Source organism: Methylobacterium sp. WL1 (assembly GCF_008000895.1).
Classification (GTDB): domain Bacteria; phylum Pseudomonadota; class Alphaproteobacteria; order Rhizobiales; family Beijerinckiaceae; genus Methylobacterium.
The window spans coordinates 1,024,633-1,050,827 of record NZ_CP042823.1 but is presented as its reverse complement, the minus strand read 5'-3'; the positions used below and the strand labels follow the sequence as shown (position 1 = coordinate 1,050,827).

The following is a 26,195-nucleotide window of genomic DNA, read 5'->3' as shown; positions in this document are numbered from 1 at the left end:
CGGTCAGGCTCGGCCACCCGCCTTGCGCGCATGGCCGAGGAAGAACCGGACCATCTCGGCGCTCGCATCCGGCCCGCGAGGCTCGGTGAACGAGCCGTCCGGGCTGCCGCCCGACCAAGCATGCCCGGCCCCGTGCAAGATCCAGTATTCCAGCTGGGTCCCGCCGGCGGCGTCCTTGCGGACCGTTCGGGTGTAGGCGACGCCCCCCGGGCTCGTGCCCCGGTCGACCGTCTCGGCGAGGCCCGTGGGCGCCATGGCCTGGGCGACCACCTGATCGCCGTTGGCCGGGTGCACGGTGCGATCGATGTCGCCGTGGAACACGATGGTCGGGACCGCCTGCCGGTTGCGGCCCGGGGCGCTGCCCTGCCCCTTCATGGCGGCGAAGGCCGAGGGAACGTCCCGGGCCGCGCCGCAGGCCAGGCCCGAATGGACGCCCACCGCCGCGAACAGGTCCGGATAGGTCGCCGCCAGGATCGCCGCCGTAGCACCCCCGGCCGAGAGACCCGCAGCGTAGACCCGGTTCGGGTCGGCCGAGAACTCCTCCACCACCGCCCGGGCGATGCCGGCGAGCAGGGCCGGCTCTCCGGCGTCGCGGGTCTGGTCGCTGGTGGCGTACCAGTTCCAGCAGCGCTGCATGTTTGCCGACTGGGGTTGCTCCGGATAGGCGACCAGGAAGGTCTGCGCCTCGGCGAGGCGGTTCATCCGCGTCCCGGCGGCGAAGTCGTCCGGGTTCTGGGTGCAGCCGTGCAGCATCAGGAGGACGGGCAGCGCCTGGCCGGTGTAGCCGCTCGGCACGAACACCTTGTAGCGGCGGCTGCCCGCGGCGGTCGTGAAGGTTCTGTCCTCGAACCGGGCGCCGGCCGGCACGGTCGCAGTGGCGGGCCGTCCGGGCTGCACGGGGGCTCCCGCGAAGCCCTCCGCGAAACCACCGGTGGAGAGTCCGCTCCGCGCGAGGCCGTCGCGCACGGTCCGCATCACCGCCGCGGCGATGTCGGCGGCGTGTGGGGACGTGTGGGGCGGCGTGGTCCGGCTCGGCACTCGGCTTGGGGGCCGTCCAGGCGTCGCCGGGGCCTGCGGCGCCTCCATGTCGATGATCGGGGCGCCCCCGGTCGTCTCGGCCGGGCGCTCGCGCGCCTCGGCCCAGCGGGCGAAGGCGTCGGCCTGCTGGCTCTGGAACCGGCCCATGGCGGCCGTCATCCGGGCGGCTCGGGCCGCGCGCTTGCCCTCGGCCTCGGCCGAGCCGGGGGCTCCGAACCCGCCGAGCTTCATCTTGGACAGGTCGAAGTTCAAAAAGTCCAGCTTGGGGAAGTGCTTCATCGGGTCGTTCCTTGCGGGCGGGGTTCGGACACGGCCGGCGGCTGCGCCCGGCTGTGCGGTCGGGAAATTCTTCAGGCGATCCGGTCGGCCAGGGCGGCCTTGACCGCGGGGCTGGCCTGGAACGCCCCCAGCACCTCCACGGAGGCGATGGCGGCGCGCGCCAATTCGGGTGTGACGTCCGTCGCCACCGTGGCGAGGCCGAGGACCTGGATGTGCAGGGGCACGCCGGCATCCCGGGCGGCCTCCAGGGCGGCGCGGGAATAGTGTGAGACGCCCAGGCGCAGCTGGCGGCGGGCCACGGATTGGCGCACCGCCTCCTCCTGCCGGTCCAGCTGGTTGCGCACCGCGGTGCGGATGAAGTCGGCGCGGTTGGCGTAGAACCCATCGCGGACCATCAGGTCGACCCGGCCGAGATCGACGAAGCCCAGGTTGATCGTGATCTTCTCGCTATCCGGCACCTTGGGCCGGAGTTCCGGTACGGTGTCTGCCATCGCCTCGCCCTCTCCAGCCCATCCGGTTGGATGGTTTAGAGATGGTGAGCGGATGCCGCAGCGCAAGATACGGTCGCGACGCGTCTCGAAACGGTCGCGGTTTCAAAGGGTCGGCGGCCCGTTGCGTGTCCGGGGCGGAGCCCTGGTGTCCGGCTTCGCCCGAGTTCGGGGCTGCGCCCCCCGAACCCCGCCGAAGGGCCTCGGGCCCTTCGGGAGCCCGTATCGCGACGCATCATCAGTCCGCGCCGATCCCCCGTCCCTTCAGGCTGGCGCCGATCTCGTCGAGGACGGAGGCGTCGTCGATGGTCGCCGGCATCGTCCAGGGCTCGTGGTCGGCGATGCGCTTCATGGTGGCGCGCAGGATCTTGCCGGACCGGGTTTTCGGCAGGCGCGGCACGGTGAGCGCCAGCTTGAACGCAGCCACGGGCCCGATCTCGTCGCGCACCTTGGCGACCAACTCGCGCTCGATGTCCTCGGGCGCGCGGTCGACCCGGGCCTTGAGCACCACGAAGCCGCAGGGCACCTCGCCCTTCAGCGCGTCGCGGATGCCGATCACCGCGCATTCGGCGACATCGGGGTGGCCGGCCAGCACCGCCTCCATGCCGCCGGTGGACAGGCGATGGCCCGCGACGTTGATGATGTCGTCGGTCCGCCCGAGCACGGTGATGTAGCCGTCGGCGTCGATCACCCCGGCATCCGAGGTGTCGTAGTAGCCCGGGAAGGTGGCGAGGTAGCTCGACTGCATCCGGGCGTCCGAGCCCCACAGGGTCGGCAGGCAGCCGGGCGGCAGGGGCAGCCGGATCGCGATGGTGCCCATCGTGCCGGGCGGGACCGGCTTGCCGCCCTCGTCCAGGACCGCGACCGCGTAGCCCGGCATCGGCACGCAGGTGCTGCCGTGCTTGACCGGCAGGAGGCCGAGGCCCAACGGGTTGCCGGCGATCGGCCAGCCGGTCTCGGTCTGCCACCAATGGTCGATGACCGGGCGATCCAGCGCCCGCTCGGCCCAGGCGACCGAATCCGGGTCGGCCCGCTCCCCGGCCAGGAACAGGCTGCGGAAGGCGGACAGGTCGTAGTCGCCCACCAGCGCCCCGGCCGGATCCTCCTTCTTGATCGCGCGCAGGGCCGTCGGCGCCGTGAACAGACAGACTACGCCGTGCTCGGCGACCACCCGCCAGAACGCCCCGGCATCGGGCGTGCCTACCGGCTTGCCCTCGTACAGGACCGTGGTGCAGCCGTGCAGCAGCGGCGCGTAGACGATGTAGGAATGGCCGACCACCCAGCCGATATCGGAGGCGCAGAAATAGGTCTCGCCGGGCCGGACGCCGTAGAGGTTCGGCATCGACCAGGCGAGCGCCACAAGGTAGCCGCCGGTATCCCGGACCACGCCCTTCGGCTTGCCGGTCGTCCCGGAGGTGTAGAGGACGTAGAGCGGGTCGGTGGCGGCCACCGGCACGCAGGCGGCGCGTTTTGCCCGCCGCCTCGGCGGCCGCGACGGCCTCGGCCCAATCGTGGTCGCGGCCCGCGACGAGCGTCGCGGCGCATTGAGGACGCTGCAGGATCAGGCAGGCGTCGGGCTTGTGCCGGGAGGTGGCGATCGCGAGGTCCAGCAGCGGCTTGTAGGCGACCACCCGGTTCGGCTCCAGGCCGCAGGAGGCCGCCAGCACCACCTTCGGGGCCGCATCCTCGATCCGCACCGCCAATTCGTTCGCCGCGAAGCCGCCGAACACCACCGAGTGGACGGCGCCCAGCCGGGCGCAGGCCAGCATGCCGAACAGGGCCTCGGGCACCATCGGCATGTACAGGATCACCCGGTCGCCCTTGCCGACGCCGAGATCGGCCAAGACGGCCGCGAGCGTCGCCACCGAATCGCGCAGGGCCCGGTAGCTGATGCTGCGCTTCGTGCCGGTGACGGGGGAATCGTACAGGATCGCCGCCTGCTCGGCCCGCGCCCCGTCGGCGTGGCGGTCCACCGCGTTGTGGCAGGCGTTGAGCGTCCCGTCCGGGAACCAGCGGCCGTAGGGCCCGGCGTCCGGCGCGAAGATCTGCTCGGGCGCGCGCGACCAGTCGAGCGCCCGGGCCGCCTCGCGCCAGAACGCCTCCGGGTCGCGGCGCGCCGCGTCATAGATCTCGGGATAGCGGCCCGGCAGGCTGGCGGTGGTCATGGGCGCGGCGTGTCCTCGGAGCCGCTCTCCGGCGGCATCCCGGAGAGATTAGCCGATTCTGATTTTTTTGCGCGCGCGAGCGGTCGTCCAAGTGGATGATAACGCGCTTATGGATCGCTACCGGGCTCAGCCGAAGAGCCGGCTTCTCCTACCCAGTCCCATCATTCTGATGTTCTGGACCGAAGCGGAGGCCTCGAAGGAGGGTTCCAGGGATCGCGGCTGCATCTGGAGGGCGCCTTCGAGGCTCAGTGGCGCGGGCGCCTCGCGACGGGGTCTCGGTTGGAAGAGCGTAAAACACGCGTGCAGAGAACCGCCGCACCGGGCGGACCGATACGGCGGTTCTCATCTTGAAAGTATGTTCGTGGGACAGTCAGGCGTCGCTCAGTGCAACGTATCGTTGCCGGCTTGCAGCCTTTTGATTTCGTCCTTGAGAAGAAGTTTCCGTCGCTTCAGTTCGGCAATGTGGAGGTCGTTCGCAGAAGGCCTGTGGATCGCCTCGTGAATCTCGCGCTCGAGGGCTTCGTGCTTCCGGGCGAGTTGGCTCAAATGCGTCTGCAGCGACATGAGTCGAATCTCCTGTCATTGTTCCGACACATGGAGACTGGCACAGGATGCCGCACCTGTCGAAGCCTTTTCTCCGGCCAAGCCTCACGAATGCTTGCACGGCCGGCTTGTCCCGCGGCGGGGCGTAACGCATGCTCTTCGATCTGGAACGGTCTTCGATCCCGCGGGTGATGATGGCGGACGAGTCGGGTGAGAGCGCGCAGTCGGACCTCGAGGCCGAGCTGAGTCGTCTGCGCGAGGAGCACCGGGGCCTCGACGGCGCCATCGAGGCGCTGGAGCGCAGCGTCGCCGGGGATCAGCTTCAGATCCAGCGCTTGAAGAAGCGCAAGCTGACCCTGCGCGACCGGATCTACCATATCGAGGATGCCCTCACCCCCGATATCATCGCTTAGAGCGCGCCGCCGAAGTGGATGCCGGTTCGGGGTGAGCGAGCGCAGCGCGTCGCACCGGAAGCCGGAAACCATCTTCCGGGACGGTCCACCGATGCCGGTGGACGCACTGGCCCGCCGCCTTGCCGCCGGGCCGCCTCGCCTGTAAGCGGCCTCTTTTGCCGGGACATACGATGGCGTCGCCTCCCGTCGCGATCATCATGGGCAGTCAGTCCGACTGGGCGACCATGCGGCACGCCGCCGAGACGCTCGATGCGCTCGCGGTGCCGTACGACGCCCGGATCGTGTCGGCCCACCGCACCCCGGACCGGCTCGTGGCCTTCGCCAAGGGCGCGGTGGCGGACGGGTTCAAGGTCGTGATCGCCGGTGCCGGCGGGGCCGCGCACCTGCCCGGCATGGCGGCCGCGATGACCCGCCTGCCGGTCTTCGGCGTTCCTGTGGAATCGAAGGCCCTGTCCGGCCAGGACAGCCTGCTGTCGATCGTCCAGATGCCGGCCGGCATTCCCGTCGGGACGCTGGCGATCGGCCGGGCCGGCGCGGTCAACGCGGCGCTGCTGGCGGCCGCGGTGCTGGCGCTTGGCGATCCGGGCCTGGCGGAGCGGCTCGAGGCGTGGCGCGCGGCCCAGACCGCGTCGGTGGCCGAGCGGCCGGTGACGGAAACGCATTCGTGACGGACACACCCCTGAAGCCCGGCTCCACCCTCGGCATCGTCGGCGGCGGGCAGCTCGGGCGCATGATCGCGCTCGCGGCGGCCGCTTACGGCCTGAAGGTGCACGTCTACGCGCCCGATCAGGACAGCCCCGCCTTCGACGTCTGCGCCCGGACGACCTGCGCGGCCTACGACGACCCGCAAGCGCTCGCCGCCTTCGCGCGCAGCGTCGACGCGGTGACCTACGAGTTCGAGAACATCCCGCGCGCCACCGCCGACATCCTGGCCCGGCACGCGCCCCTGCACCCGAACGCCGAAGCTTTGGCCACCACCCAGGATCGCCTCAGCGAAAAGGAATTCATCAACCGGCTCGGAATTCCGACCGCCCCGTTCCAGGCGGTCGACACGCCCGATGACCTCGACCGGGCGATCGCGGCGCTCGGCCTTCCGGCGGTGCTCAAGACCCGCCGGTTCGGCTACGACGGCAAGGGCCAGCGCATCCTGCGCGAGCGCGCCGAGGGCGACCGCAACGCGCTGTTCGCCGAGTTCGGCGGCGCGCCGCTGATCCTGGAGGGCTTCGTGCCGTTCGAGCGCGAGGTCTCGGTGGTCGCCGCCCGCGGCCGTGACGGCGGCTTCGCGGCCTTCGACCTGTGCGAGAACGAGCACCGCGACCACATCCTGGCGCTGACCCGGGTGCCGGCCCCCGGCCTGACGCCCGAGACCGCCCGCGCCGCCCTCGACATCGCCAAGCGGATCGCCGATGCGCTGGACTATGTCGGCGTGCTCGCCGTCGAGATGTTCCTGGTGCGCCAGGACGGAGCCGAGCGGCTGGTGGTCAACGAGATCGCGCCGCGGGTCCACAATTCCGGGCACTGGACCATCGAGGGGGCGACGACCTCGCAATTCGCCCAGCATGTCCGCGCGGTGTGCGGTTGGCCGCTCGGCGACTCGGCCCGGATCGGCGGGTTGCCGGTGGAGATGCGCAACCTGATCGGCGCCCAGGCCGACGATTGGTCGGGCCTGCTGGCCGAGCCCGGCGCCCACCTGCACCTCTACGGCAAGGGCGAGGCCCGGCCCGGCCGCAAGATGGGCCACGTCACCCGGCTGGGATCCGTTCCGATCCCCTGATCGAGCCCGGTTCTGCGGCTTCGGGAACACACCGGACCGGCCGCACGCGTGCCGGAGGCCGCCCCCGGACGCCTGCGCGCCGTCGAGCCATACCTTCGCCACATCCCGCCGCTTCCACCACATCGTGGGCGGTCACGGAACCGCGCGCCTTTAAGCCGGCATTCACCGCGATGCGCGACGGTGCCTCGGAGACGAGGGGCGCGGCGCGGGCCGGGCGACAGGACAATCGGGGGCGGGGTGCGCGCGAAGGCGGGCCGCGCCCCGGGAGAGTGGGGCGATGATCGTACGCAACGGGCTGGCACACAAGATCGCGCTGATCGGCGCGGCCACGCTCTCGGCCGCGGCCCTTGCGGGCTGTGAAACCGTCGGCAGTGCCGCCAGCCCGCGGCAATACGCGGTGGTGGAGACCGACACCACCGGCGCCACCAACGTCAACATCGCGTCGCTGACCGAGGTGATCCAGCGCAACCCGAACGACGCTGCCGCCTACAACACCCGCGGCGCCGCCTATGCCCGGGCCGGCCAGTTCAACGACGCCATCGCCGACTTCACAAAGGCGATCCAGATCGACCCGAATTCGGGTTCGGCCTACAACAACCGCGCGCTGGCCGAGCGCCAGGTCGGCCGCGACGCCGCCGCGCTGCAGGATTTCAGCAAGGCGATCAGCATCGACCCGAATTACGGGCCGGCCTATATCGGCCGCGCCAACGTCGAGCGCGCCCAGGGCAACGTCGACCAGGCCCTGTCCGACCTCAACGTCGCGATCCGGCTGATGCCCGAATCGGCCGAGGCCTACCATGCCCGCGGCCTGGTCCGGCAGAAGCAGGGACAGGACACCCAGGCGATCGCCGACTTCGACGCCGCGATCGACCGCAACCCGTTCGTGTCCGCGCCGTACGCGGCCCGCGGCCAGAGCCTGATCGCCACCAATCAGTACCCGAAGGCGATCGAGGACTACAACGCGGCGCTCAACGTCAACAACAAGGACGCCACCTCCTGGGCCTATCGCGGCCTCGCCTACGAGAAGTCCGGCCAGCGCAAGGAGGCGCTCGAGAATTACCAGCGTGCCGCCGTGATCGAACCCAACAACGCCGTCGCCCGCGCCGGCCTCGGCCGCGTGCAGGGCGGCGTGGGCTCGCTGTTCAACTGATCTCGCAGACGACCGAGACGGTCCAGGCCGGCGCCCTCCCCTCGGCATGAGCGGAGGGCGTACGTGTATGGCGTGGCGCGCGCCGGAACGTTCGAGCGCATGAGCCTCTCTGGCTCCACGGTCATTCCGGGGCCGCGAAGCGGAACCCGGAACCCGGAAACTCGACTCGTGCAGGACCCGGCACTGTCGGCGGCTCTCGATTGCCGCCGCGGGCGGCCCCTTCGGGTCCAGGCTCCCCTGCGGCGCCCCGGAATGACGGGGTACGTCCGTTTCTCACGCCGCCAGCAGGCCGTTCTCCCCTTGCGTGATCCGGCGCAGGTGGTGGGCGGTATCGCCGAGCTGGTATTCGATCATGGCGAGCCGCTTGAAGTGGTGGGCGCCGATATATTCGAGCGTCATGCCGATGCCGCCGTGGAGCTGCACCGCCTCCTGGCCGACGAACCGGCAGGCCTTGTTGATCTGCACCTTCACGGCCGCCAGCGCCGCCGCGCGCGCGGCCGGATCCTCCGCCTCCACCATCATGGCGGCGTAGAGGGCCATCGAGCGCGCCTGTTCGAGCTGGATCAGCATGTCCACGGCCCGGTGCTGCAGGGCCTGGAACGAGCCGACGCTGACCCCGAACTGCGTGCGGGTCTTGAGATACGCCACCGTGAGCTTGTGGAGCGCGTCCATCGATCCGACCGCCTCGGCGGCGAGCGCCGCGATCCCGTGCTCGGCCACCCGCTCCAGCAGCGGCAGGCCGCCCTCGGGATCGCCGAGCGCAGCGTCGGCCGGCAGCGCGACGTCCGAGAACGACACCTCCGCGGCCCGGCCGCCATCCTGGGTCGGGTAGGCCTCGATCGCGACCCCCGGGGCGTCCGCCGGCACCAGGAACAGGCCGATCCCGTGCGGGTCGCGCCGCTCCCCGGAGACCCGCGCCGAGACCACCATCAGCCCGGCCGCGTCGGCATTGGGCACGACGCTCTTGGCCCCGCTCAGGACGAAGTTTTCGCCCGAGCGCCGGGCCGTGGTCGCCACGTCGTGGAGGTCGTAGCGTGACTGGCGCTCGGTGTGGGCCAGGGTAAGCCGCAGGCTGCCGTCGATCACGCCGGGCAGGATCTTTTCCTTCTGCGCCGCGCTGCCGCCGAGCCGGAGCGCCGTCGCGCCGAGCACGAGGCTCGCGAACAGCGGCTCGACCACGAGATTGCGCCCCACCGCCTCCATGACCAGCATGGTTTCGACCGGGCCGCCGGCCAGCCCGCCCTCGTCCTCGGAGAAGGGCAGGCCGGTGACGCCGAGTTCGGTAAACGCCGCCCAGCCCGCCTCGGGGAAGCCCAGGGGCGCCTTCAGCCGGGCCTGCCGGCTCTCCAGCGACGGATACAGGTCCGCCGCCATCCGCTCGACGCTGTCGCGCAGGAGCGACTGGTCCTCGTTCAGGTCGAAATCCATGGTGGTGTCCTCTCGCGGAAGGTCACGGGCGCCGCGTTCATCCCACCCACACCCTCATCCTGAAGTGCCAGAGCGCAGCGGAGGCCTCGAAGGAGCCCTCCAGCCAGCCCCGCGACCCCTGGAGTTCTCCTTCGAGGCGGCTTCGCCGCACCTCAGGATGAGGGTCGGTGGGATCGGCGGGCGGCTTGCGGGCCCCCTGCCCTCACAACCCCAAGATCCCCTTGGCGATGACGTTGTGCTGAATCTCGTTGGAGCCGCCGTAGATCGAGACCTTGCGGTTGTTGAAGTAGCTCGGCGCCGCCGCATCGACCCAGTCGAAGCCGCCGGGCAGGTTGTTGGCTCCCGCCCCGCGGGCCGGTGCCGCGAGCGCGAACGGCCCGGCGAGCTCGACCAGCAACTCCGTCGCCGCCTGCTGGAGCTGCGAGCCGCGGATCTTGAGGAGCGAGGAAGCCGGATCCGGCTCCACCGAATCCGCGCGACCCTGCTTGGCCGCCACCCGCATCTGGGTGATCTCCAGCGCCTTCAACTCGACCTCGACCTCCGCGACCCGGCCGCGGAAGTCGCGGTCGTCCCACATGGTCCCGGAGCCTGCCGGCATCTCCTTGGCGAGGCGCTTGATCCGCTGAATGCGTTCCTTGGTGAGGCCGATCCGGGCGATGCCGGTGCGCTCGTTGGCGAGCAGGAATTTTGCGTAATCCCAGCCTCGGTTCTCCTCGCCGACGAGGTTCTCGAGGGGAACGCGCACGGAATCGAAAAAAACCTCGTTGACCTCGTGCCGGCCCTCGAGGGTCAGGATCGGCCGCACGGTGATGCCGGGGGTCTTCATGTCGATCAGGAGGAAGGAGATGCCGCGCTGCTTCTTGGCCTCGAAGGCGGTGCGGACGAGACAAAAAATCCAGTCGGCGTGCTGGCCCAGCGTCGTCCAGGTCTTCTGGCCGTCCACGACGTAGTGGTCGCCGTCGCGCACGGCCTTGGTCTTGAGGGAGGCGAGGTCCGAGCCGGCGCCGGGCTCGGAGAAGCCCTGGCACCACCAATCGTCGAGATTGGCCGCGCGGGGCAGGAAGCGCGCCTTCTGGTCCTGCCGGCCGAAGGTCGCGAGCACGGGGCCGAACATGTAGCAGTTGAACTGCTGCGGCAGCGGCACCGCGGCCTGGAACAGCTCCTCGGTGTAGATGTAGCGCTGGATCGGGGTCCAATCCCGGCCGCCCCATTCCTGCGGCCAGTGCGGCACCGCCCAGCCCTTGGCGTTGAGGATCCGCTGGCTGGCGACGATGTCCTCCTTGGCGAGGCTGCGCCCCTCCGAGACCTTCTTTCGTATGTCAGCCGGGATCTTCTCCCGGCAGAAGCTACGGACCTCGTCGCGGAACGCGATTTCGTCCGGCGTAAAGCGCAGATCCATCGTCAGCCTCCGATCTCGAACAGGCCGGCGCAGCCCTGGCCGCCGGCCACGCACATGGTCACCACGGCGTAGCGCGCCCCGCGGCGGCGGCCTTCCAGGAGGGCGTGCCCCACGAGCCGCGCCCCCGACATGCCGAACGGATGGCCGACCGCGATGGCGCCGCCGTTGACGTTGACCTTGTCCGGATCGATCCCGAGCGTGTCCCGGCAATAGACCGACTGGGACGCGAAGGCCTCGTTCAGCTCCCACAGGTCGATGTCGGCGACCGTGAGCCCCTGCCGCTCCAGCAGGCGCGGCACCGCGAAGACCGGGCCGATGCCCATCTCGTCCGGCCCGCAGCCGGCCGAGGCGAAGCCCCGGAAGGTGCCGAGCGGCGTGAGGCCGCGCCGGGCGGCCTCCTCGGCCGACATCAGCACGCTGGCGGCGGCCCCGTCCGAGAGCTGGCTGGCGTTGCCGGCCGTGATGAAGGCGCCCTCCCCGCGCACGGGCTTGAGCTTGGCGAGGCCCTCCGGCGTCGTGTCGGGGCGGTTGCCCTCGTCCTTGGTGAGCCGCGTCTCGACCTCCCGGGTCTCGCCGGTGGCCTTGTCGGTCACCGCCATCACGGCGCTCATCGGGACGATCTCGTCGTCGAACAGACCCCGCTCCTGCGCGGCGGCGGTGCGGCGCTGGCTCTCCGCCGCGAAGGCGTCCTGCACCTCCCGGGAGATGCCGTAACGCGCGGCCACGATGTCGGCGGTCTCGATCATCGGCATGTAGATCGCCGGCAGGTGCGCCTCCAGCCAGGCGTTGCGGGTCAGCTCCCGCTGGACCTTTGGCTGGACCAGGCTGATCGACTCGACCCCGCCGGCCACGGCCATTGGAACGCCATCGAGGATGATCCGGCGGGCGGCGCTGGCGATCGCCTCCAGGCCCGAGGCGCAGAAGCGCGAGACCGTGACGCCGGCCGATTCCACCGGGATCCCCGCCACCAGGGCGGCGTGGCGGGCGACGTTGCCGCCGGTGGCGGTCTCCGGATAGCCGCAGCCCAGCACCACCTCCTCGACGGCTCCCGGCTCGAGCCGGGCCCGGTCCAGGGCGCCCCGGATCGCGTGGGCCGCGAGGTCGGCGCCGCGGGTGAGGTTCAGCGCACCGCGATGGGCCTTGCCGATCGGCGTGCGGGCGGTCGAGACGATCACCGCGTCGGTCATGCCGGATTCCTCTTCGGTTCCGCACGGATGTGCAGGTCGGATGCTGGCACAGCATCGGCCGGATGCGGCGCGGGTCCCCTCTCCCGCACGGGAGAGGCGGCGCGGCGCGGGCTGCAGGAGCGACAGCGCCTGATGCCGGCGGGTTGGGGATCCCGAAGGGCGTCACGCCCTTTGGCGGGATGTCGGGGCAACGCCCCGAGGCGTCGGACCTCTCGAAACCGGGACGAAGCCCGTTCGAGCCGGCCGGCCATCAGGCCGTCGCCTTCCAGGCGGCGAAGGTGCCGCCTTCGTCCGCCAGCTTGCGCAGCAGCGGCGCCGGCTCCTGGCTGTCGTCGCCGGCCTCCCGGGCGAAGCGTGACAGCGCCTCGGCGACCGTCCTGAGCCCGACCGTGTCGGCCCAGTGCATCGGGCCGCCGCGCCAGGCCGGCCAGTTGTAGCCGTTGATCCAGATCGTATCGATGTCGCCGGGCCGGGCCGCGATCCCCTCTTCGAGGATCCGGGCGCCCTCATTGACCATCGGGTACATGAGCCGAGCGACAATCTCGTCGGGGCTGAACGTGCGACGTGCGACGCCGTGCTCGGCGGCGGTCTTCTCGATGAGCGCGTCCACCTCGGGATCGCGGGTCCCGGTCCTGGCGCCGTCCGCATACACAAAGAAGCCGCGGCCGGTCTTCTGGCCGAACCGGCCCATCTCGGCCAGTGCGTCGGCGACCGGGGCCCGGCCGCCGAAATCCTTGCGGGAGCGCCAGCCGATATCGAGGCCGGCGAGGTCGCTCATGGCGAAGGGGCCCATCCGGAAGCCGAAGGCGGTCACGGCGGCGTCGACCTCATGCGGCAGCGCGCCTTCGAGCAGCAGGCGCTCGGCGGCCCGGCTGCGGCGCTCCAGGATGCGGTTGCCGACGAAGCCGAAGCAGACGCCCACCGTCACCGGGAGCTTGTTGAGGCGCTTGGCCAGATCCAGCGCGGTGGCGAGCACGTCGGGCGCGGTCTTCCCGGCCCGGACCACCTCGACGAGGCGCATGACGTTGGCCGGGCTGAAGAAGTGCAGCCCCAGCACGTCCTGCGGCCGGCCGGTCACCGCCGCGATGGCGTCGATGTCGAGATAGGAGGTGTTGCTCGCCAGGATCGCCCCCGGCTTGGCGATGCCGTCGAGTTTGGAAAAGATCTCGCGCTTGACGCCCATGTCCTCGAAGGCCGCCTCGATCACGATATCGGCCTCTGCGGCGTTCTCCAGGCCGATCGCCCCGGTGATCCGGCCGACCCGCGCATCGCGCTGGGCCTCGGTGATCGAGCCGCGCTTGGCCGAGCCGGCATAGAGGGCCTTCACCCGGTCGAGGCCGCGCTCCAGGGCGCCGGCCTCGGTCTCGATCACGGTGACCGGGATGCCGGCATTGGCGAAGCACATACTGATCCCGCCGCCCATGGTGCCGGCGCCGATCACCGCGGCCGTCTCGATGGCGCGACGGGGCGTCTCCTTCGACAGGCCCGGGACCCGGCCCGCCTCGCGCTCGGCGAAGAAGGCGTAGCGCAGGGCCTTGGAGCGCGGATCCTCCACCAGCGTGCGGAACTCGTCCCGCTCGACGGCGACCGCCGCGTCGAACGCGGTCGGGTCAAGGCCGGCGCGCACGGCCCGGACCAGGGCACGGACGTTGGTCGCCTGCGGATCGCGCTTCACGGCCTCCTCGGCCAGCGCCTCGAAACTCTGCCGGGCCTCCGGCGTCAGCCTGTCCGCCCGGTCGCGCACCCGCGGCAGGGCGCCGGAATCGGCCAGTTCCAGGGCCCGGGTGCGGGCCGCCGGGACGAGGTCGCCCAGCACGACGGCATCGACGATGCCCCGCTCGGCGGCCGCATCGGCCGAGATTGGCGAGCCTGTGAGCATCATCGTGAAGGCGGCGTCCGGCCCGATCAGGCGCGGCAGGCGCTGGGTGCCGCCGGCTCCGGGGATGATCCCGAGCTTGATCTCCGGCAGGCCGAGCTTGGCCGCCGGCGCCGCGATCCGGCCGTGGCAGGCCATCGCCAGTTCCAGTCCGCCGCCGAGCGCCGCGCCGCCGATCGCCGCCACCACCGGCTTCCGGCCGGCATCGAGCCGCTCCAGCACGTCGGGCAGGCTCGGGGCCTGAGGCGGCTTGCCGAATTCCGAGATGTCGGCCCCGCCGACGAACACCTTGCCCTCGGCCGCCAGCACGATGGCGCGCACCGAATCGTCCGCCTCCGCCCGGGCCAGGGCGGCATCGAGGGCAGCCCGCAGCCCGGCGCCGAGCGCGTTGACCGGCGGGTTCGCCAGCGTGAGCACGGCCACGCCGCCATCGACCTCGTAACGAACCAAAGCGTGGCGCTCCCTGTTCTGCATTGCAGAATAATCGTTTGCAATTGGCCGGGATGTTGATCTGCGATCCCCGACTCGTCAAGGATGCGCGGGCATCGCCCGTGACCCGCGTCGTGGCGTTCCGCATTGCAGACGCCGCCCAGCTGAACGGTTTGACCGGTGCCGGACGCCATGCCATTCAGACCCGCCCCGGGCACGATTCCGACCCTGGCCCGCCCGGCCGGGTTCCATGGGAAGGGCCGCCCGATCGATCAGGGAGGATCGCCGTGCGCGGTATCGGCCAACAGCCCGGCAGCCTCCGATGAGCGACGGATCCGAACAGGGGCCGGCTAGCCGCCTGCCCGAGACCCTGCGCGGTCGCCTCGCCCTGCCGGTGATCTGCGCCCCGATGTTCATCGTGTCGGGGCCGGAACTCGTGATCGCGCAATGCCTGGCCGGGGTGGTCGGCGCGTTCCCGGCGCTCAACGCCCGGCCCGCCGCACTCCTCGACGAATGGCTTTCGACGATCACGCGGACCCTGGCTGAAGCGCGCGCGAAGGATCCCGCCCGCAAGATCGCGCCCTTCGCGGTCAACCAGATCGTCCACGCGTCGAACGACCGGCTGGCGCACGACGTCGAGGCCTGCGTCCGGCACCGGGTGCCGATCATCATCACGTCGCTGCGGGCGCCGGACGCGGTGATCCGCCCGGTCCACGGCTATGGCGGCGTGGTGTTCCACGACGTCACCACGGTCCGCCATGCCGAGAAGGCCCTGGAAGCCGGGGTCGACGGGCTGATCCTCGTCTGCGCCGGCGCGGGGGGCCATGCCGGCACGCTGAGCCCCTTCGCCCTCGTCGGCGAGATCCGGCGCTTCTACGACGGGCCGCTGATCCTGTCGGGGGCGATCACCACCGGCTCGGCGATCCTGGCCGCCCAGGCCATGGGCGCCGACCTCGCCTACATGGGCACCCGGTTCATCGCCACCCGGGAGGCGAACGCCGCGTCCGGCTACAAGGACATGATCGCCGGCAGTGCCGCCGCCGACGTCCTGTACACCCCCTACTTCACGGGCGTGCCGGGCAATTACCTGACGCCGAGCATCCGCGCCGCCGGGCTCGATCCCGAGGCCTTGCCGGTGCGCGACAAGACCGCGATGGATTTCGGCAGCGCCGGCGTGAAGGCCTGGCGGGACGTCTGGGGCGCCGGCCAGGGGGTCGGCACCATCGCGGACGCGCCGGCCACCGCCGACCTGGTGGCCCGGCTCGTTCGGGAATACGCCGCCGCCCGGGCCGGGCTCGGGGGCGTCGCCGCGGCCTATGCCGGCGAGGCCGTCCCGTGAGCCTCCGCGTCGCCGATCCCGAGCCCGGGATCCGGCTGGTCACCATCGACCGGCCGGAGCGCCGCAACGCCCTCGACCGGGCGACCTATGCGGGCCTCGCCGCCGCCTTCGCCGCGGCCGGCGCCGACGAGACCGTGCGCGCCGTGGTGCTCACCGGGGCGGGCGGCTGCTTCACGGCCGGCAACGACCTCAGGGACTTCCAGGATGTCGAGACCGACGGCGACAGCCCGGGCCTGACCTTCCTGAAGGCCCTGCGCGGCTGCCCGAAGCCCGTCGTCGCGGCGGTGGAGGGGCACGCGGTCGGCATCGGCACGACGCTGCTGCTGCATTGCGACCTCGCCTATGCCGGGGACGGCGCCCGCTTCCGCCTGCCGTTCACGGCGCTCGGGCTGAGCCCGGAAGGCGGTTCGAGCTACCTCCTCCCGCTCATCGCCGGCATCAAGCGGGCGGCCGAGCTGCTGATGCTCGGCGAGCCCTTCGGCGCCGCGGAGGCGGCGGCGGCCGGCCTGATCAACGCCGCCGTCCCGCAGGGCGCCGCCCTGGACACCGCCCTCGCCCGAGTCCGTGCCCTGGCCGCCCTGCCCCCGGTCTCGATCGCCGCGACCAAGCGCGCCCTGCGCCGGGGCCACGATGACGTGGTCGCCCGCACGCTCGCCGAGGAGGCGCAGGTGTTTCACGGGCTCCGCCGCGGCCCGGACGCGCAGGCGGCCTTCGCGGCGTTCCTGCGCCGATGAACGCCGTGGGTGAGGCCCTGCTGGGTGATCCCGAGGCGACGCCGGGCGACGGCGCCAACGAGCGTGGCGCCAAGGAGGATCGCCACTTCGTCACGGCGCTCGGCCGTGGCCTCGCGGTGCTCGCCTGCTTCGGGCCCGGCCGGACCAGCCTGGCCAACCACGACCTCGCGGCGGCCTGCGGCCTGCCGCGCTCGACCGTGTCGCGCCTCACCTACACGCTGACCAAGCTCGGCTACCTGCACCACACCGCCGAGACCGGCCGCTACCGACTGGGCCACGCGACCATCGCGCTGAGTTCGGCGGCCCTCGGCGGGCTCGACGTGCGCGGCATCGCCCGACCGGTGCTGCGGGCGGTCGCCGAGGCCGCCAACGCCTCGGTGGGGCTCGGAGTGCGCGACCGGTTGAGCATGCGCTACGTCGATTGCCAGCGCGGTCCGGCCGCGATCTCGCTGAACCTCGACACCGGCTCGCGGATCTCGCTCGCGCGCAGCGCCATGGGTCGCGCCTACGTGGCGGTCTGCCCGGAGCGCGAGCGCGAGAGCATCTACGAGGACCTGAAGGCCCTCGACCCGGTGGCCTGGCCCGCCCTGCGGGCCGGCCTCGACCGGGCCGTGGCCGAGCACCGCGAGCTCGGTTGCTGCACCTCGTTCGGCGAGTGGCAGGAGACGGTCTGCGCGATCGCGGTGGGATTTCATCCCGGCGGCGGCCTGCCGGCCATGTCGGTCAATTGCGGCGCCCCGACGATCATCACCGACGCCCGGTTCCTGATGGACGTGGTGCGGCCGAAGCTCGTCGCAGCCGTGCGCAGCCTCGACGGCGTGATGGGAGCATGAGGACCCGTTCCATGGAAACCGATCCATCCCAAGATCTCCCGCTCGCCGGCATCCGCGTCCTCGACCTGTCCCGGGTCCTGGCGGGGCCGTGGTGCGCGCAGGTGCTCGGCGATCTCGGCGCCGACGTGATCAAGGTCGAGCACCCGGAGCGCGGCGACGACACGCGGGACTGGGGCGTGGCGACCAGCCCCGGCAACACCTCGTATTTCGACAGCGTGAACCGCAACAAGCGCTCGATCGGCGTCGATCTCGCGACGCCCGACGGGCTGGCGATCGTCAAGGCGCTGGCCCGCGAGAGCGACGTGCTGGTCCAGAACTTCAAGACCGGCGGGGCCGAGAAGCTCGGCCTCGGCTACGCGGCGCTTTCGGCCGAGAATTCCGGGCTGATCTACTGCTCGATCGCCGGCTACAGCTCCGACGGCTCGGAGGCCGGACGGCCCGGCTACGACCTCGTGGTGCAGGGCGAATCCGGCGTGATGGCGCTGAACGGCGAGGCCGGCGGGCCGCCCCTGAAGTTCGGGGTCGCGGCGGTGGACCTGTTCACCGGGCAATACGCGGCCCAGGCCGTGCTGGCGGCCCTGTTCCAGCGCGAGCGCACCGGGCGCGGCAAGGCGATCGACCTCGCCCTGTTCGATTGCGGCGTGGCGCTGACCTCCTATTACGGCCTGGAGGCGCTGGCCCGGGGCATCGATCCGCCGCGCTACGGCAACGCCCATCCGTCGATCGTGCCCTACGGGGTGTTCGAGGCGGGAGACGGGCCGGTGGTGATCACGGTCGGCAACAACGCCCAGTACCGCCGGTTCTGCGAGCAGGTGCTGGAGCGGCCGGACCTGTGCGCCGACCCGCGCTTTGCAACCAACCTCGACCGCTCGAAGAACCGCGCCGCCTTCATCCCGATCCTGGATGCCGAACTCGCCAAGTGGGAGCGCGCGCCGCTGATCGCGCGCCTGCGCGCGGCCGGCATCCCCTGCGGCGAGGTGATGGGCCTGCGCGAGGCGCTGACCTGTCCGCGCGCCCGGGAGGCCGGTCTGGTGGTCGAGGGCGCCGACAACGCCCACGTCATCGCCCCGCCCTACCGGCTCGACGGGCGCCGGCTGCCGGTGCGCCGCATGCCGCCGGGCCTCGGGGATTCGAGCGCCGAGATCCTGGCCGAGCGGCTGGATGTGTCGGCGCAGGCGCGGGACGCGCTGGTGGCGAAGGGCGTGGTCCGGTAGCGCGCCTTCAGCCCTCGACGTCGCCCAGCCGGGCGCGGGCATCGTCCAGCACCCGGGTCAGGGCGTCGTCCCAGGCGACCCGCGGCTGCCAGCCGGTGGCGTCGTGCAGGCGGGTGGAATCGCCCGCCGCCAGCGGGATCTCGTTCGGGCGCACCCGCTCGGGGGCGATCCGGATCTCGAACGGCACCCGGGCGCGGGCGCGCAGGCCGTCGAGGACGCTGGCGATCGTGCGGGGGACGCCGGAACTGATGTTGAACACGCTCCCGTCCGCCAGGGCTTCGGACCGGCCGATCAGGTCGGCATAGGCGCCCGCGACGTCGGCGACGTCGAGGAAATCGCGGTACGAGGACAGGTTGCCGACCTCGAGGAGCGGTGCCGCAAGGCCGGCCTCGATCCGGGCGATCTGCCCGGCGAAGGAGGCCACGACGAAGCGCTCGTCCTGGCCCGGGCCGATATGGTTGAACGGCCGCAGCACCACGAGCTTCACGCCGATCCGGGGCAGCAGGTCGCGCAGCAGCTGCTCGCCGACCCATTTCGACCGGGCGTAGGTGTTGCGCGGCAGGGGCTCGGCCGCCTCGGACAGCGCGTGGCCGGCCAGGAAGGCACCGCCATAGACCTCGCCCGAGCTGACGAAGAACAACGTGCAGCCCGGCACCGCCTCGACGGCCGCCACGAGGTTCATCAGGCCGTTGACGTTCACCCGCCAGGTCTGCCCCGGCCCGGTGGCGGACTGGCCCACCGAGGCGAGGCCGGCCAAGTGGAGGATCTCGGTTGGCCGGAAGCGCGCCACGAAGGCGCCGAGGGCCGCCTCGTCCAGGAGGTCGATGCGCGCGTAGGTGACGCCCTCCGGCAGGCTCGGCGCTTCCCCGCGGCCGATGCCGACCACCCGGGCGCCCGATCCGGTCAGGAGCGGCAGCACATGGCCGCCGACGAAGCCCGCCGCGCCGGTGACGAGGATGCGTCTCACGCCAGGCCTGCCGATCCGTTCCACGGGGTCATCATCATCGTGCAGTCCCGGACGAGATCAGGCGTTGTCTCCCTCAACGAGAAGGCAGCGATATGAACCCGCGCACCGGCAAGGAAATGGGATCCCGAAAGGTACGAGACCCTTCGGCAGGGTGCAGGGCTCCGCCACGCACCCATAAGGGGTCGAAGAGCTTTCGAAACCCTGGCTCGTCAGTTCATCGTCCGGGTGCCCCAGCGGGTGCCCATGCGGCTCTGGGCGCTGCCGGGGGAACTGCCCGCGTCGGCGCCGATCGCCGGCCCGGACGCGGTCTGCGGCCTGTGCTGGGAGCCGGCTGCCATGGGCGTCGAGGCCACCATGTCGGGCACCTCGGCGAGGTGTTCCTCGTCGCGATCGGTGGCGAACTGGCCGGCCTTGCGGAACGGCCAGAGATAACCCGGAACCACCGCCTCGGCCGCGGTCGGGCTGATGCCGAGCGCCTCGATGGTCCGGCCCTCGGCCTTGGCGGCCTCGGACACGACGTTGTCGTTCTGGAGCAGGATCACCTGATCGCGGGTGAGCTTCAGGCTGTCGGGCAGCAGGCCGAAGGTCAGGGTGTCGGCGACCTCCAGGAACCGGGCCTGGAGCTTGGCCACCGGCAGCGGCAGGTCCACCACCGCGCGCTTCCGCTGGATCGTCTTCAGCATGTAGCGGACGAGGTGCTCGAGCGTCGCGACTTCGGGGCCGCCGAGCTCGTAGACCTTGCCGCCCGGCACCGCGCCATCGACAGCCCGGGCGATCGCCTCGGCGACGTCGCCCACGAAGACCGGCTGGAAGCGCGACTGGCCGCCCGCCAGCGGCAGGACCGGCAGCGCCCGGGCCAGCCCGGCGAAGCGGTTGAAGAAGCTGTCGCCCGGCCCGAAGACCAGCGAGGGCCGGAACACCACCGCGTCCGGACAGGTGGCGAAGATCCGGGCCTCGCCCTCCGCCTTGGTGCGGGCGTAGTGTGACGGCGAGGCCGGATCCGCCCCGATCGCCGAGACGTGGATCATCCGGGCACCCTGCCGGGCTGCGGCGCGGGCGATCTCGGCCGCGCCTTCGACCTGCAGGCGTGCGAAGCTCTGCGAGCCGGTCTCCTGCAGGATGCCGACGAGGTTGATCACCACGTCCGAGCGCTCGGCCGCGCGGGCCACCGATTCGGGGTAGCGCAGGTTGGCCTGGACGGCCACGATCTGGTTGACCTTGCCCAGCGGCTGCAGGAACAGCGCCAGGTCCGGCCGGCGCACCGCGACGCGGATCCGGTAGCCGCGTTTGGCGAGCGCCCGCACCACGTGCCGGCCCAGGAAGCCGGAGCCGCCGAAGATCGTCACGAGCTGGGATTGCGGGCGCAGGGGGCCCGTTGCTGCGGTGGATGCGGGCATGCTGTCCTGAGGCGTGTTCTGTGGGCCGGTCATCGCCGTGGTCTCGGGCTCCTCGCGCGCCCCGGGGCGCCGTCATGCGGGCCTACTTAGCCTAAGTTCGGCGCCTTGGGAGCCGCCCATGCGCGTCGCGGCGCGATTACCGTGTCCTGGCGCCGGATGCGACCGGGAACGGGCACCGCGCCCGCGCATTTCCACGGACGACTTCGCCGGGCCGTGCGCCGGCCGGGACGCGCCGGGGACCACGATGATTCTAGGGATGCTCGTCTCGGCGGTGATCGCCGTCTTCGGACTGCTCGTCGCGCTGGGCCTGATCGGCCACCCGATCGATGCGCAGCTCGTCACCAATTACGGCTGGAGCATCCTGACCATCGGCGTCGCGCTGTTCGTCCTGTTCGCCTATCGCCGGTTCAGCCGGACGCGGGGCCGGCGCTCGGTCTGACCAACGGGATCAGGCGACCTTGATCCGGCGGCGGATCTCCCGCGCCACCGCCGGCCGGCCGTCGGCGCCCCGGCTCACCGAACGCGGCGCGCCGACCGTGATGCTCTGGCTCTCGCGGGCGATGAAGGCGGTGGGCATCTCCGCCTTGAGGTCCGCCTCCATGTCGCGCAGCGCCGTATCCGAATGGGCCGGATGCAGGTGGATGATCGCCAGCGCCTTGACCCCGGCCGTCCGGGCCAGCTCGACGCCCTTCTGCCAGGTGGAGTGGCCCCAGCCGCGGCAGGTCGGATACTCGCCGTCGGTGAACATGCCGTCGTAGACCATCAGGTCGGCGCCTTCGACGAACCGCGCCAGCTCGGGATCCGGCCAGGGGTCGCTGTGCTCGATGTCGCTGATCAGGCACAGGCGCTGGCCGCCATGCTCGAAGCGATAGCCCACCGAGCCCTGCGGGTGGTTCAGCAGGATCGTGTCGACCCGGGCGCCATCCGGGAACGTCAGGGACTGCCCGGCCTCGAAGCCGTGATGGTTGAACGTGCAGCACAGCCTGTCGAGCGTAACCGGGAACAGCGGCGGCGCGAACAGACGATCGAGCGTCGGGCCGGCCGATTCGCCGCCGAGATTGCCGCAATAGGTGTTGATCACCCGGTCGCAGTCGAGGACTGCCGGCTTGAAGAACGGGAGGCCCGCCGTGTGGTCGAGGTGCAGGTGGCTGAACAGGAGGTCGACTTCCCGGGGGAGATCGGTGCGGTGGCCCTGACCGAGGTTGTAGATGCCGGAGCCGGCATCGACCACGAACATCCGCTCCCCGCAGCGCACCTCGAGGCACGGCGTGTTGCCGCCGAATTCGGCGTATTGCGGACCGCTGACCGGAGTCGAGCCACGGACGCCCCAGAATCGGAGGACGAGGCCCTCGTCGGCCGCACGGATAGTCGGCTCGGAACACTTGGACATGGCGATCACGAATCTGCGGACAGTCGGTCCCGATCCGTTACGATCGAAACCCCGTCGCCGTTCCGGGAAGGTAGCGCTGATTACGGCAGGCCGACGGGACAGGAGTACCGCTCATCCCCTGCCTTACAATGAATTGGGGGGTCGCAGGCCGTCGTGATGTGCGTCCGCGCACACGGACGGGCCGCGCCCCGGCCCTGCGGCTCCCTTAGAACCGCGCGGCGGATGCGACAAGCCCGGCGTTGGCGCTGCCGGGAATCAGCGGCCCGCCGACCGCGCCCGGGGCCCAACCCAGGCCCGCCGCCAGCATCGCGGGCAGGCCGTCGCCGTAGCGCGCCGGGAGCCGGCCAGCCAGCGCCCCGAACGGGTCCGGGGCCCGGTCGTAGACCGGGACGAAGCCCGCCATTCGCCGCAACGCGAGGGCGGAATCGGGGGCGGCCCAGGCGGCCCACACCGCCTCCGGCACCGGCCGCGGCGCCCGGTGACCCGGCACGACCACCACCTCCTGGCCGGCGAAGGCCAGCGCCTCGGGGCGGCTGACGTCGCCGACCGCGCCGCCCCGGGCGGTGTAGGCCGCCCAGAAGGCGTGCTGGCCGCCGTCGGAATAGGTGGTGCGCACGGCCGGCTCGCCGGATTCGGCGAGCGCCGCCATCCGGGCTTCCTCGATGGCGCGGTGGGTCGCGACGGCGGCTTCCCGCGCGGGGTCCCGGGACGGCGCGAAGGCGTAGCGGCCGGCGACGACCGAGACCTGCAGCTCCTCCTTGCTCGCCTCGAACCGGTCCGAGCCGGCCTTGAGCTCGCGCCAGAACCCGATGTTCGGGTCGGTGCGGTGGCGGGCCATGTTCTCGGCACTCATCCGGAACGGGTAGGACTGGAACTGGAACGCCGCCTGCCCGCCGTTCAGGGCCTCGCGGGCGATGGCGTAGATCTCCCCGACCGTGCCGTCGGTCATGGCGAAGCAGCCCATCGACGAGCAGATGCCGTGCACCATCACGGCCGAGCCGGTGCCGCCATGGGCGCGATCGTAGGCGTTGGGGTAGCCGACATCGAAGGACAGGTAATAGTGCGAGTTCGGGTTCATCTGGCGCCGGGGCACCGAATAGAACCCCTCCGGGGTCTGCCGGTCGCCGCTCTTGCGCTTGGGGCCGAGCTGGCCGGACCAGCGGCAGATCGGGAAGGTCTTGATGTGGACGTACCCGGCCGGGCCCTTCTTCCAGACCTCGATCTCGGATTCCTTCTTGTAGGCCCGGAACAGCACCGGGGCGGCGGCACTGGTGCCCTTCTGCGCCATCAGGGCGAGCGTCGCGGCCGGGATCGGCGCGTCGGCCTTCCCAGCCTGCGCCGCGACGGAACCGCAGACGGTCAGCAGCACGAGGCCGGCGGCGAGGGATCTCGGTATCGGGAGGGGCATGAACCGTCCGCGCCGCATCGGCCGGAGGGGAACACGGCCGTGCACGGTCCGCGGAGGCTGACCGGGCATTGCGGCCGTCGTGAGGCCGTCGCGCCCGTGACGACCGCCGGTCACGCCAGGGCTGGCTCCGCGCCGACGGCGCCCGCGGCCTCGATGGCCTGGGGGGCGACCACGGCGCTGTTCTCCACCGCGATCACCGCGTCGAACGGCGCGATCCCGTCGGGTACCCCCGATTCGGGCAGGCAGACGATGAAGCCGCGCCCGGCCCGGGCCTGCCGGAGCTGGGCGAGGCGCTCGCGCACGCCCTCGACCTTGCGCTCGTCGGGCGCCACCGCGACCACCAGGATGTCGGGCTCGCGGGCGAGGCAGCGCCCCAGCTCGATCGCGACGCGCTCCCGGGCGTTGATCGCCCCGTCGGCCAGCGCGCCGGTGCTCGGCTGGATCTCGACCTTGCTGTCCAGGCCGAGCCCGTAGACCGAGGCTTCGAGGCCCTCGTCGGCGAGCACGCGCTGCACCAGTGCCCGCACCCGGGGCTCCGCGTTGGCCTCGCCGAGGCTGATCCGGCCGAACAGCAGGTTCTCCTCCAGGCTGGCGGCCGGATTGACCCGGCCGGGATCGTGGAACTCGACGGCGCCGGCGAGGTGGGGCGGCAGCATCCGGGCGAAGGAGCGGCGCGCCTGAACCAGCCGCTGCTCGAACGCGGCGTCGATCAGCCCGAAGCGGTGGCGGGATTCGCTGTAGCGCAACGCTAGGCCGATCAGCCGGGTGCGGTCGCGCTGGCCGGCCGACCCGCGGCGCAGGCTCGCGGCATTGGGCAGGCGGACCACCAGATCTTCGAAGTAGCCGCGCTCCGAGGCCTGGAACAGCGAATAGTTGTCGAAGAGCGAATGATCGTTGGGTAGATCCGCGAAGATTTCCACCGTGCTGCGCGCCACCGACAGGCCGATCTCGGTGAGCGGCCGCACCAGCTCCTCGGCCTCCAGCACCGCCCGCAGGTACGGGTGGCGGGCGAACCGCAGGGGCGCGAAGGCCCCGCCGACCGGTTCGCCGAACAGGATGTTCTCGCCGATGCTCGCCTGATGGTTGTAACGGGCCGGGTCGAAAGGCTCGACCAGGCGCTCGGCCCCCTTGGCGGCGAGGGCCGCCCGCATGGTTCTGCGGGCCGTGACGATCGCCGCCGCGAGCCGGGGCTGGCTCGCCGGGTCGAGGCGGCCCGTCAGGCCGCGGGCGTAGACGAAGCCGTCGAGCCCGGCGAGCCGGCTGATCCCGATCAGCCCGATGTCGTCGGGGGCGTTCGCCGGCTCGGTGCCGTAGAGCAGGTTCTGCCGGAGCGAGCCCTCGATCAGGATCGCCTCCCCGGCCGCGAAGGCGATGCGGCGGGCGCGCTCCGCGGCATCGAAGCCGCGCAGGTCGGAGCCCGCGTAGGTGACCGCGCCCGCCGTCGGCTCGACCTGGCCGGCCAGCACGGCCGCCAGCACCCGGGCGCCGCTGCCCCGGCTGCCGGTGATTGCCACGTGGCCCGGCATGGTGACGGCGACGTCCACTCCGGTCAGGCGCTCGCCGGTCGCCGCGTCGAAGGCGCCGACGCCCTGGGTCGCCAGGATTCCGGACCGGGGCAGCGGCTGCGGTGCGAGCCCCGGCCTGGGCGCCCGGGCCTGCCGCCCCTCGAGCAGGGCTATGATGCGGGCGAGGTCGCGGAAGCGCGGCCGGACGGATTTGCGCACCGTCCAGAGCCGGGCGCAGATGCCGGCGAGCCAGCCGGCGAGGCCGAACGCCCCGGTGGCCGCGAGCAGGGCGGCTGGATCGACCGGCGGCGCCGGGGGCCGCCGGTCTCTGCGGAGCGCCACAGGGCGGTGCCGATGGCGATGGCCGGGAGGATCACCGCCAGGGCCAGCGCCGGGGCCCGCGCGTAGGCCAGCCGTGCCTCGGCCCGGGCCACCTTGGCGCGCGTCGCCGCGACCCGGGCCGCGATGCGTGTCCGTTCGAGGGCGGCGGCTCCGTGGACGCGAACGGCCGGCAGCCGTCGGACCAGGTCGTTCAGGTTCGTCTCGGCCCGGGCGCTGGAACGCAGGCGCAGGTCCTGCCGGTCCCGGGCGCGTTCCAGGACCAGCCCGTAGGCGAGCCCGATCGCCGCCAGGCCGACCGCCGCGGCCGGGATCAGGCGTGGGGCCGCGAGCGCCGCGAAGCCGAGCGCCAGGAGCAGCGCGGCGAGCGTCATCGCCGGCAGGACGATGCCGGCGGCGAGCAGCCGGTCGCCCCGGCCCAGCACCTCGCCGACCAAGCGGGCCAGGCTGCGGGCCTCGTCGCGGGCTCCGGCCGGCGCGTCGAGGATCGCCTGCAGGACGCTCTCCCGGACCGCGTCCGCGGCCCGGTTCTGAGCCTTGAAGCACAGGCGCGCCACGATCCAGCCGATTCCGGCCAGGGCCAGCGCGCAGGCGGCGATGCACAGGAAGGCGGCGAGCTCCAGCTCCGCCGGGCGCATCGGGACACCGTGCGTCAGCACGACGTCGCGGCCCGGCAGCGACAGGGCGAGCCGCAGGAACGGCAGCGTCGGCGCCTCGTCGCGCGGCAGCACCGCGACGAGATCGCGCAGACACAGCAGGGCGAGCGCGCAGAGCGGGGCGCCGACCCCGACAGCGAGGCCGGCCGCAATGGTGTGCAGGCGCCGCGCCGCGCGCCAGGTCAGGACAATGGGGTCGGAATCCATAGGGGTCCGAGGCAGGTCCGGGGTGGGGCGGCGACGG

The 26,195-nt window shown here is 72.0% G+C and carries 20 protein-coding genes and 2 pseudogenes; 9 read left to right on the top strand and 13 right to left on the bottom strand.

The genetic code is table 11. The annotated features are described in order from the left end of the window. Window positions 1–3: 3 nt before the first annotated feature. From FVA80_RS05430 to FVA80_RS05415, 4 genes and pseudogenes are all read right to left on the bottom strand, one after another. Window positions 4–1,317 carry a PHB depolymerase family esterase gene (locus FVA80_RS05430; RefSeq protein WP_147957786.1) on the bottom strand — a complete coding sequence of 438 codons (1,314 nt, stop codon included), beginning with the start codon at window positions 1,315–1,317 and terminating at the stop codon, window positions 4–6. Window positions 1,318–1,388: 71 nt separating this feature from the next. After that, entirely contained in the window at window positions 1,389–1,808 is a 420-nt protein-coding gene (locus FVA80_RS05425; RefSeq protein ID WP_147908882.1) for a CopG family transcriptional regulator, read from the bottom strand. Window positions 1,809–2,043: 235 nt separating this feature from the next. Further along, window positions 2,044–3,970, bottom strand: a pseudogene (locus FVA80_RS05420) (propionyl-CoA synthetase). A 381-nt stretch (window positions 3,971–4,351) separates the two neighbouring features. Beyond that, window positions 4,352–4,534: a DUF465 domain-containing protein gene (locus FVA80_RS05415; RefSeq protein WP_058190671.1), complete on the bottom strand. Its 183-nt coding sequence runs from the start codon at window positions 4,532–4,534 to the stop codon at window positions 4,352–4,354. Window positions 4,535–4,665: 131 nt separating this feature from the next. Between FVA80_RS05415 and FVA80_RS05410 the strand changes: the two genes are divergently transcribed. The 4 genes from FVA80_RS05410 (at window position 4,666) to FVA80_RS05395 (ending at window position 7,850) form a co-directional block, all read left to right on the top strand. Further along, entirely contained in the window at window positions 4,666–4,926 is a 261-nt protein-coding gene (locus FVA80_RS05410) for a DUF465 domain-containing protein (RefSeq protein ID WP_246692274.1), read from the top strand. A gap of 170 nt (window positions 4,927–5,096) precedes the next feature. Further along, complete coding sequence (purE, locus tag FVA80_RS05405; protein WP_147908884.1) at window positions 5,097–5,594, top strand: 5-(carboxyamino)imidazole ribonucleotide mutase; 498 nt, start codon at window positions 5,097–5,099, stop codon at window positions 5,592–5,594. Then, window positions 5,591–6,700, top strand: coding sequence for a 5-(carboxyamino)imidazole ribonucleotide synthase (locus tag FVA80_RS05400; protein WP_147908885.1), 1,110 nt, complete (start codon window positions 5,591–5,593; stop codon window positions 6,698–6,700). The genes purE and FVA80_RS05400 overlap by 4 nt, the downstream gene beginning before the upstream one ends. 277 nt (window positions 6,701–6,977) lie before the next feature. Then, entirely contained in the window at window positions 6,978–7,850 is an 873-nt protein-coding gene (locus FVA80_RS05395) for a tetratricopeptide repeat protein (RefSeq protein ID WP_147910976.1), read from the top strand. A 273-nt stretch (window positions 7,851–8,123) separates the two neighbouring features. On the opposite strand, the gene FVA80_RS05390 is transcribed toward FVA80_RS05395, so the two are convergent. The 4 genes from FVA80_RS05390 to FVA80_RS05375 all read right to left on the bottom strand — a co-directional run bounded on the left by FVA80_RS05390 (window position 8,124) and on the right by FVA80_RS05375 (window position 14,214). Beyond that, window positions 8,124–9,278: an acyl-CoA dehydrogenase family protein gene (locus FVA80_RS05390; RefSeq protein WP_147910975.1), complete on the bottom strand. Its 1,155-nt coding sequence runs from the start codon at window positions 9,276–9,278 to the stop codon at window positions 8,124–8,126. Window positions 9,279–9,480: 202 nt separating this feature from the next. Then, window positions 9,481–10,677 (bottom strand): acyl-CoA dehydrogenase family protein, encoded by a 1,197-nt coding sequence (locus FVA80_RS05385; RefSeq protein WP_147908304.1) that lies wholly within the window; start codon window positions 10,675–10,677, stop codon window positions 9,481–9,483. A gap of 2 nt (window positions 10,678–10,679) precedes the next feature. Then, window positions 10,680–11,864 (bottom strand): acetyl-CoA C-acyltransferase, encoded by a 1,185-nt coding sequence (locus tag FVA80_RS05380; protein WP_147908305.1) that lies wholly within the window; start codon window positions 11,862–11,864, stop codon window positions 10,680–10,682. Between the two features lie 250 nt (window positions 11,865–12,114). Beyond that, window positions 12,115–14,214, bottom strand: a complete 2,100-nt coding sequence (locus FVA80_RS05375) for a 3-hydroxyacyl-CoA dehydrogenase NAD-binding domain-containing protein (protein ID WP_210249195.1) — start codon at window positions 14,212–14,214, stop codon at window positions 12,115–12,117. Window positions 14,215–14,491: 277 nt separating this feature from the next. Here FVA80_RS05375 and FVA80_RS05370 point away from each other — a divergent pair, with 277 nt between their 5' ends. Genes FVA80_RS05370 through FVA80_RS05355 form a run of 4 tightly spaced genes read left to right on the top strand, consistent with a single transcriptional unit; the run spans window position 14,492 to window position 18,289 of the window. Next, window positions 14,492–15,508 carry a nitronate monooxygenase family protein gene (locus FVA80_RS05370; RefSeq protein WP_147908307.1) on the top strand — a complete coding sequence of 339 codons (1,017 nt, stop codon included), beginning with the start codon at window positions 14,492–14,494 and terminating at the stop codon, window positions 15,506–15,508. Further along, window positions 15,505–16,242: an enoyl-CoA hydratase-related protein gene (locus FVA80_RS05365; RefSeq protein ID WP_147908308.1), complete on the top strand. Its 738-nt coding sequence runs from the start codon at window positions 15,505–15,507 to the stop codon at window positions 16,240–16,242. The genes FVA80_RS05370 and FVA80_RS05365 overlap by 4 nt, the downstream gene beginning before the upstream one ends. Further along, window positions 16,239–17,075: an IclR family transcriptional regulator gene (locus FVA80_RS05360; RefSeq protein WP_147908309.1), complete on the top strand. Its 837-nt coding sequence runs from the start codon at window positions 16,239–16,241 to the stop codon at window positions 17,073–17,075. Before FVA80_RS05365 ends, FVA80_RS05360 begins: the two co-directional genes overlap by 4 nt. A gap of 11 nt (window positions 17,076–17,086) precedes the next feature. Continuing rightward, entirely contained in the window at window positions 17,087–18,289 is a 1,203-nt protein-coding gene (locus FVA80_RS05355) for a CaiB/BaiF CoA-transferase family protein (RefSeq protein ID WP_147908310.1), read from the top strand. A gap of 7 nt (window positions 18,290–18,296) precedes the next feature. On the opposite strand, the gene FVA80_RS05350 is transcribed toward FVA80_RS05355, so the two are convergent. Further along, window positions 18,297–19,256, bottom strand: a complete 960-nt coding sequence (locus tag FVA80_RS05350) for a GDP-mannose 4,6-dehydratase (protein WP_147908311.1) — start codon at window positions 19,254–19,256, stop codon at window positions 18,297–18,299. A 209-nt stretch (window positions 19,257–19,465) separates the two neighbouring features. Continuing rightward, window positions 19,466–20,653, bottom strand: a complete 1,188-nt coding sequence (locus FVA80_RS05345; protein WP_147908349.1) for a complex I NDUFA9 subunit family protein — start codon at window positions 20,651–20,653, stop codon at window positions 19,466–19,468. Between the two features lie 244 nt (window positions 20,654–20,897). Here FVA80_RS05345 and FVA80_RS05340 point away from each other — a divergent pair, with 244 nt between their 5' ends. Further along, the gene (locus FVA80_RS05340; RefSeq protein WP_147856793.1) at window positions 20,898–21,092 is read left to right on the top strand and encodes a hypothetical protein; all 195 of its coding nucleotides are present in this window, start codon (window positions 20,898–20,900) and stop codon (window positions 21,090–21,092) included. A 9-nt stretch (window positions 21,093–21,101) separates the two neighbouring features. Here FVA80_RS05340 and FVA80_RS05335 read toward each other — a convergent pair whose 3' ends face one another. The 3 genes and pseudogenes from FVA80_RS05335 to FVA80_RS05325 all read right to left on the bottom strand — a co-directional run bounded on the left by FVA80_RS05335 (window position 21,102) and on the right by FVA80_RS05325 (window position 26,158). Then, window positions 21,102–22,043, bottom strand: a complete 942-nt coding sequence (locus tag FVA80_RS05335) for an MBL fold metallo-hydrolase (protein ID WP_147908312.1) — start codon at window positions 22,041–22,043, stop codon at window positions 21,102–21,104. 205 nt (window positions 22,044–22,248) lie between these two features. Next, window positions 22,249–23,451: a murein L,D-transpeptidase family protein gene (locus tag FVA80_RS05330; protein WP_147908313.1), complete on the bottom strand. Its 1,203-nt coding sequence runs from the start codon at window positions 23,449–23,451 to the stop codon at window positions 22,249–22,251. A gap of 110 nt (window positions 23,452–23,561) precedes the next feature. Next, window positions 23,562–26,158: pseudogene (locus tag FVA80_RS05325) on the bottom strand (ABC transporter ATP-binding protein). Between the last annotated feature and the right edge of the window lie 37 nt (window positions 26,159–26,195).

What these genes read in the sequence shown, in the direction of transcription:
- FVA80_RS05430 (WP_147957786.1), bottom strand. Translation starts at nt 1,317, where the DNA reads ATGAAGCACTTCCCCAAGCTGGACTTTTTGAACTTCGACCTGTCCAAG.
- FVA80_RS05425 (WP_147908882.1), bottom strand. Translation starts at nt 1,808, where the DNA reads ATGGCAGACACCGTACCGGAACTCCGGCCCAAGGTGCCGGATAGCGAG.
- FVA80_RS05415 (WP_058190671.1), bottom strand. Translation starts at nt 4,534, where the DNA reads ATGTCGCTGCAGACGCATTTGAGCCAACTCGCCCGGAAGCACGAAGCC.
- FVA80_RS05410 (WP_246692274.1), top strand. Translation starts at nt 4,666, where the DNA reads ATGCTCTTCGATCTGGAACGGTCTTCGATCCCGCGGGTGATGATGGCG.
- purE (WP_147908884.1), top strand. Translation starts at nt 5,097, where the DNA reads ATGGCGTCGCCTCCCGTCGCGATCATCATGGGCAGTCAGTCCGACTGG.
- FVA80_RS05395 (WP_147910976.1), top strand. Translation starts at nt 6,978, where the DNA reads ATGATCGTACGCAACGGGCTGGCACACAAGATCGCGCTGATCGGCGCG.
- FVA80_RS05390 (WP_147910975.1), bottom strand. Translation starts at nt 9,278, where the DNA reads ATGGATTTCGACCTGAACGAGGACCAGTCGCTCCTGCGCGACAGCGTC.
- FVA80_RS05385 (WP_147908304.1), bottom strand. Translation starts at nt 10,677, where the DNA reads ATGGATCTGCGCTTTACGCCGGACGAAATCGCGTTCCGCGACGAGGTC.
- FVA80_RS05380 (WP_147908305.1), bottom strand. Translation starts at nt 11,864, where the DNA reads ATGACCGACGCGGTGATCGTCTCGACCGCCCGCACGCCGATCGGCAAG.
- FVA80_RS05375 (WP_210249195.1), bottom strand. Translation starts at nt 14,214, where the DNA reads ATGCAGAACAGGGAGCGCCACGCTTTGGTTCGTTACGAGGTCGATGGC.
- FVA80_RS05370 (WP_147908307.1), top strand. Translation starts at nt 14,492, where the DNA reads ATGAGCGACGGATCCGAACAGGGGCCGGCTAGCCGCCTGCCCGAGACC.
- FVA80_RS05360 (WP_147908309.1), top strand. Translation starts at nt 16,239, where the DNA reads ATGAACGCCGTGGGTGAGGCCCTGCTGGGTGATCCCGAGGCGACGCCG.
- FVA80_RS05355 (WP_147908310.1), top strand. Translation starts at nt 17,087, where the DNA reads ATGGAAACCGATCCATCCCAAGATCTCCCGCTCGCCGGCATCCGCGTC.
- FVA80_RS05345 (WP_147908349.1), bottom strand. Translation starts at nt 20,653, where the DNA reads ATGCCCGCATCCACCGCAGCAACGGGCCCCCTGCGCCCGCAATCCCAG.
- FVA80_RS05340 (WP_147856793.1), top strand. Translation starts at nt 20,898, where the DNA reads ATGATTCTAGGGATGCTCGTCTCGGCGGTGATCGCCGTCTTCGGACTG.
- FVA80_RS05335 (WP_147908312.1), bottom strand. Translation starts at nt 22,043, where the DNA reads ATGTCCAAGTGTTCCGAGCCGACTATCCGTGCGGCCGACGAGGGCCTC.
- FVA80_RS05330 (WP_147908313.1), bottom strand. Translation starts at nt 23,451, where the DNA reads ATGCCCCTCCCGATACCGAGATCCCTCGCCGCCGGCCTCGTGCTGCTG.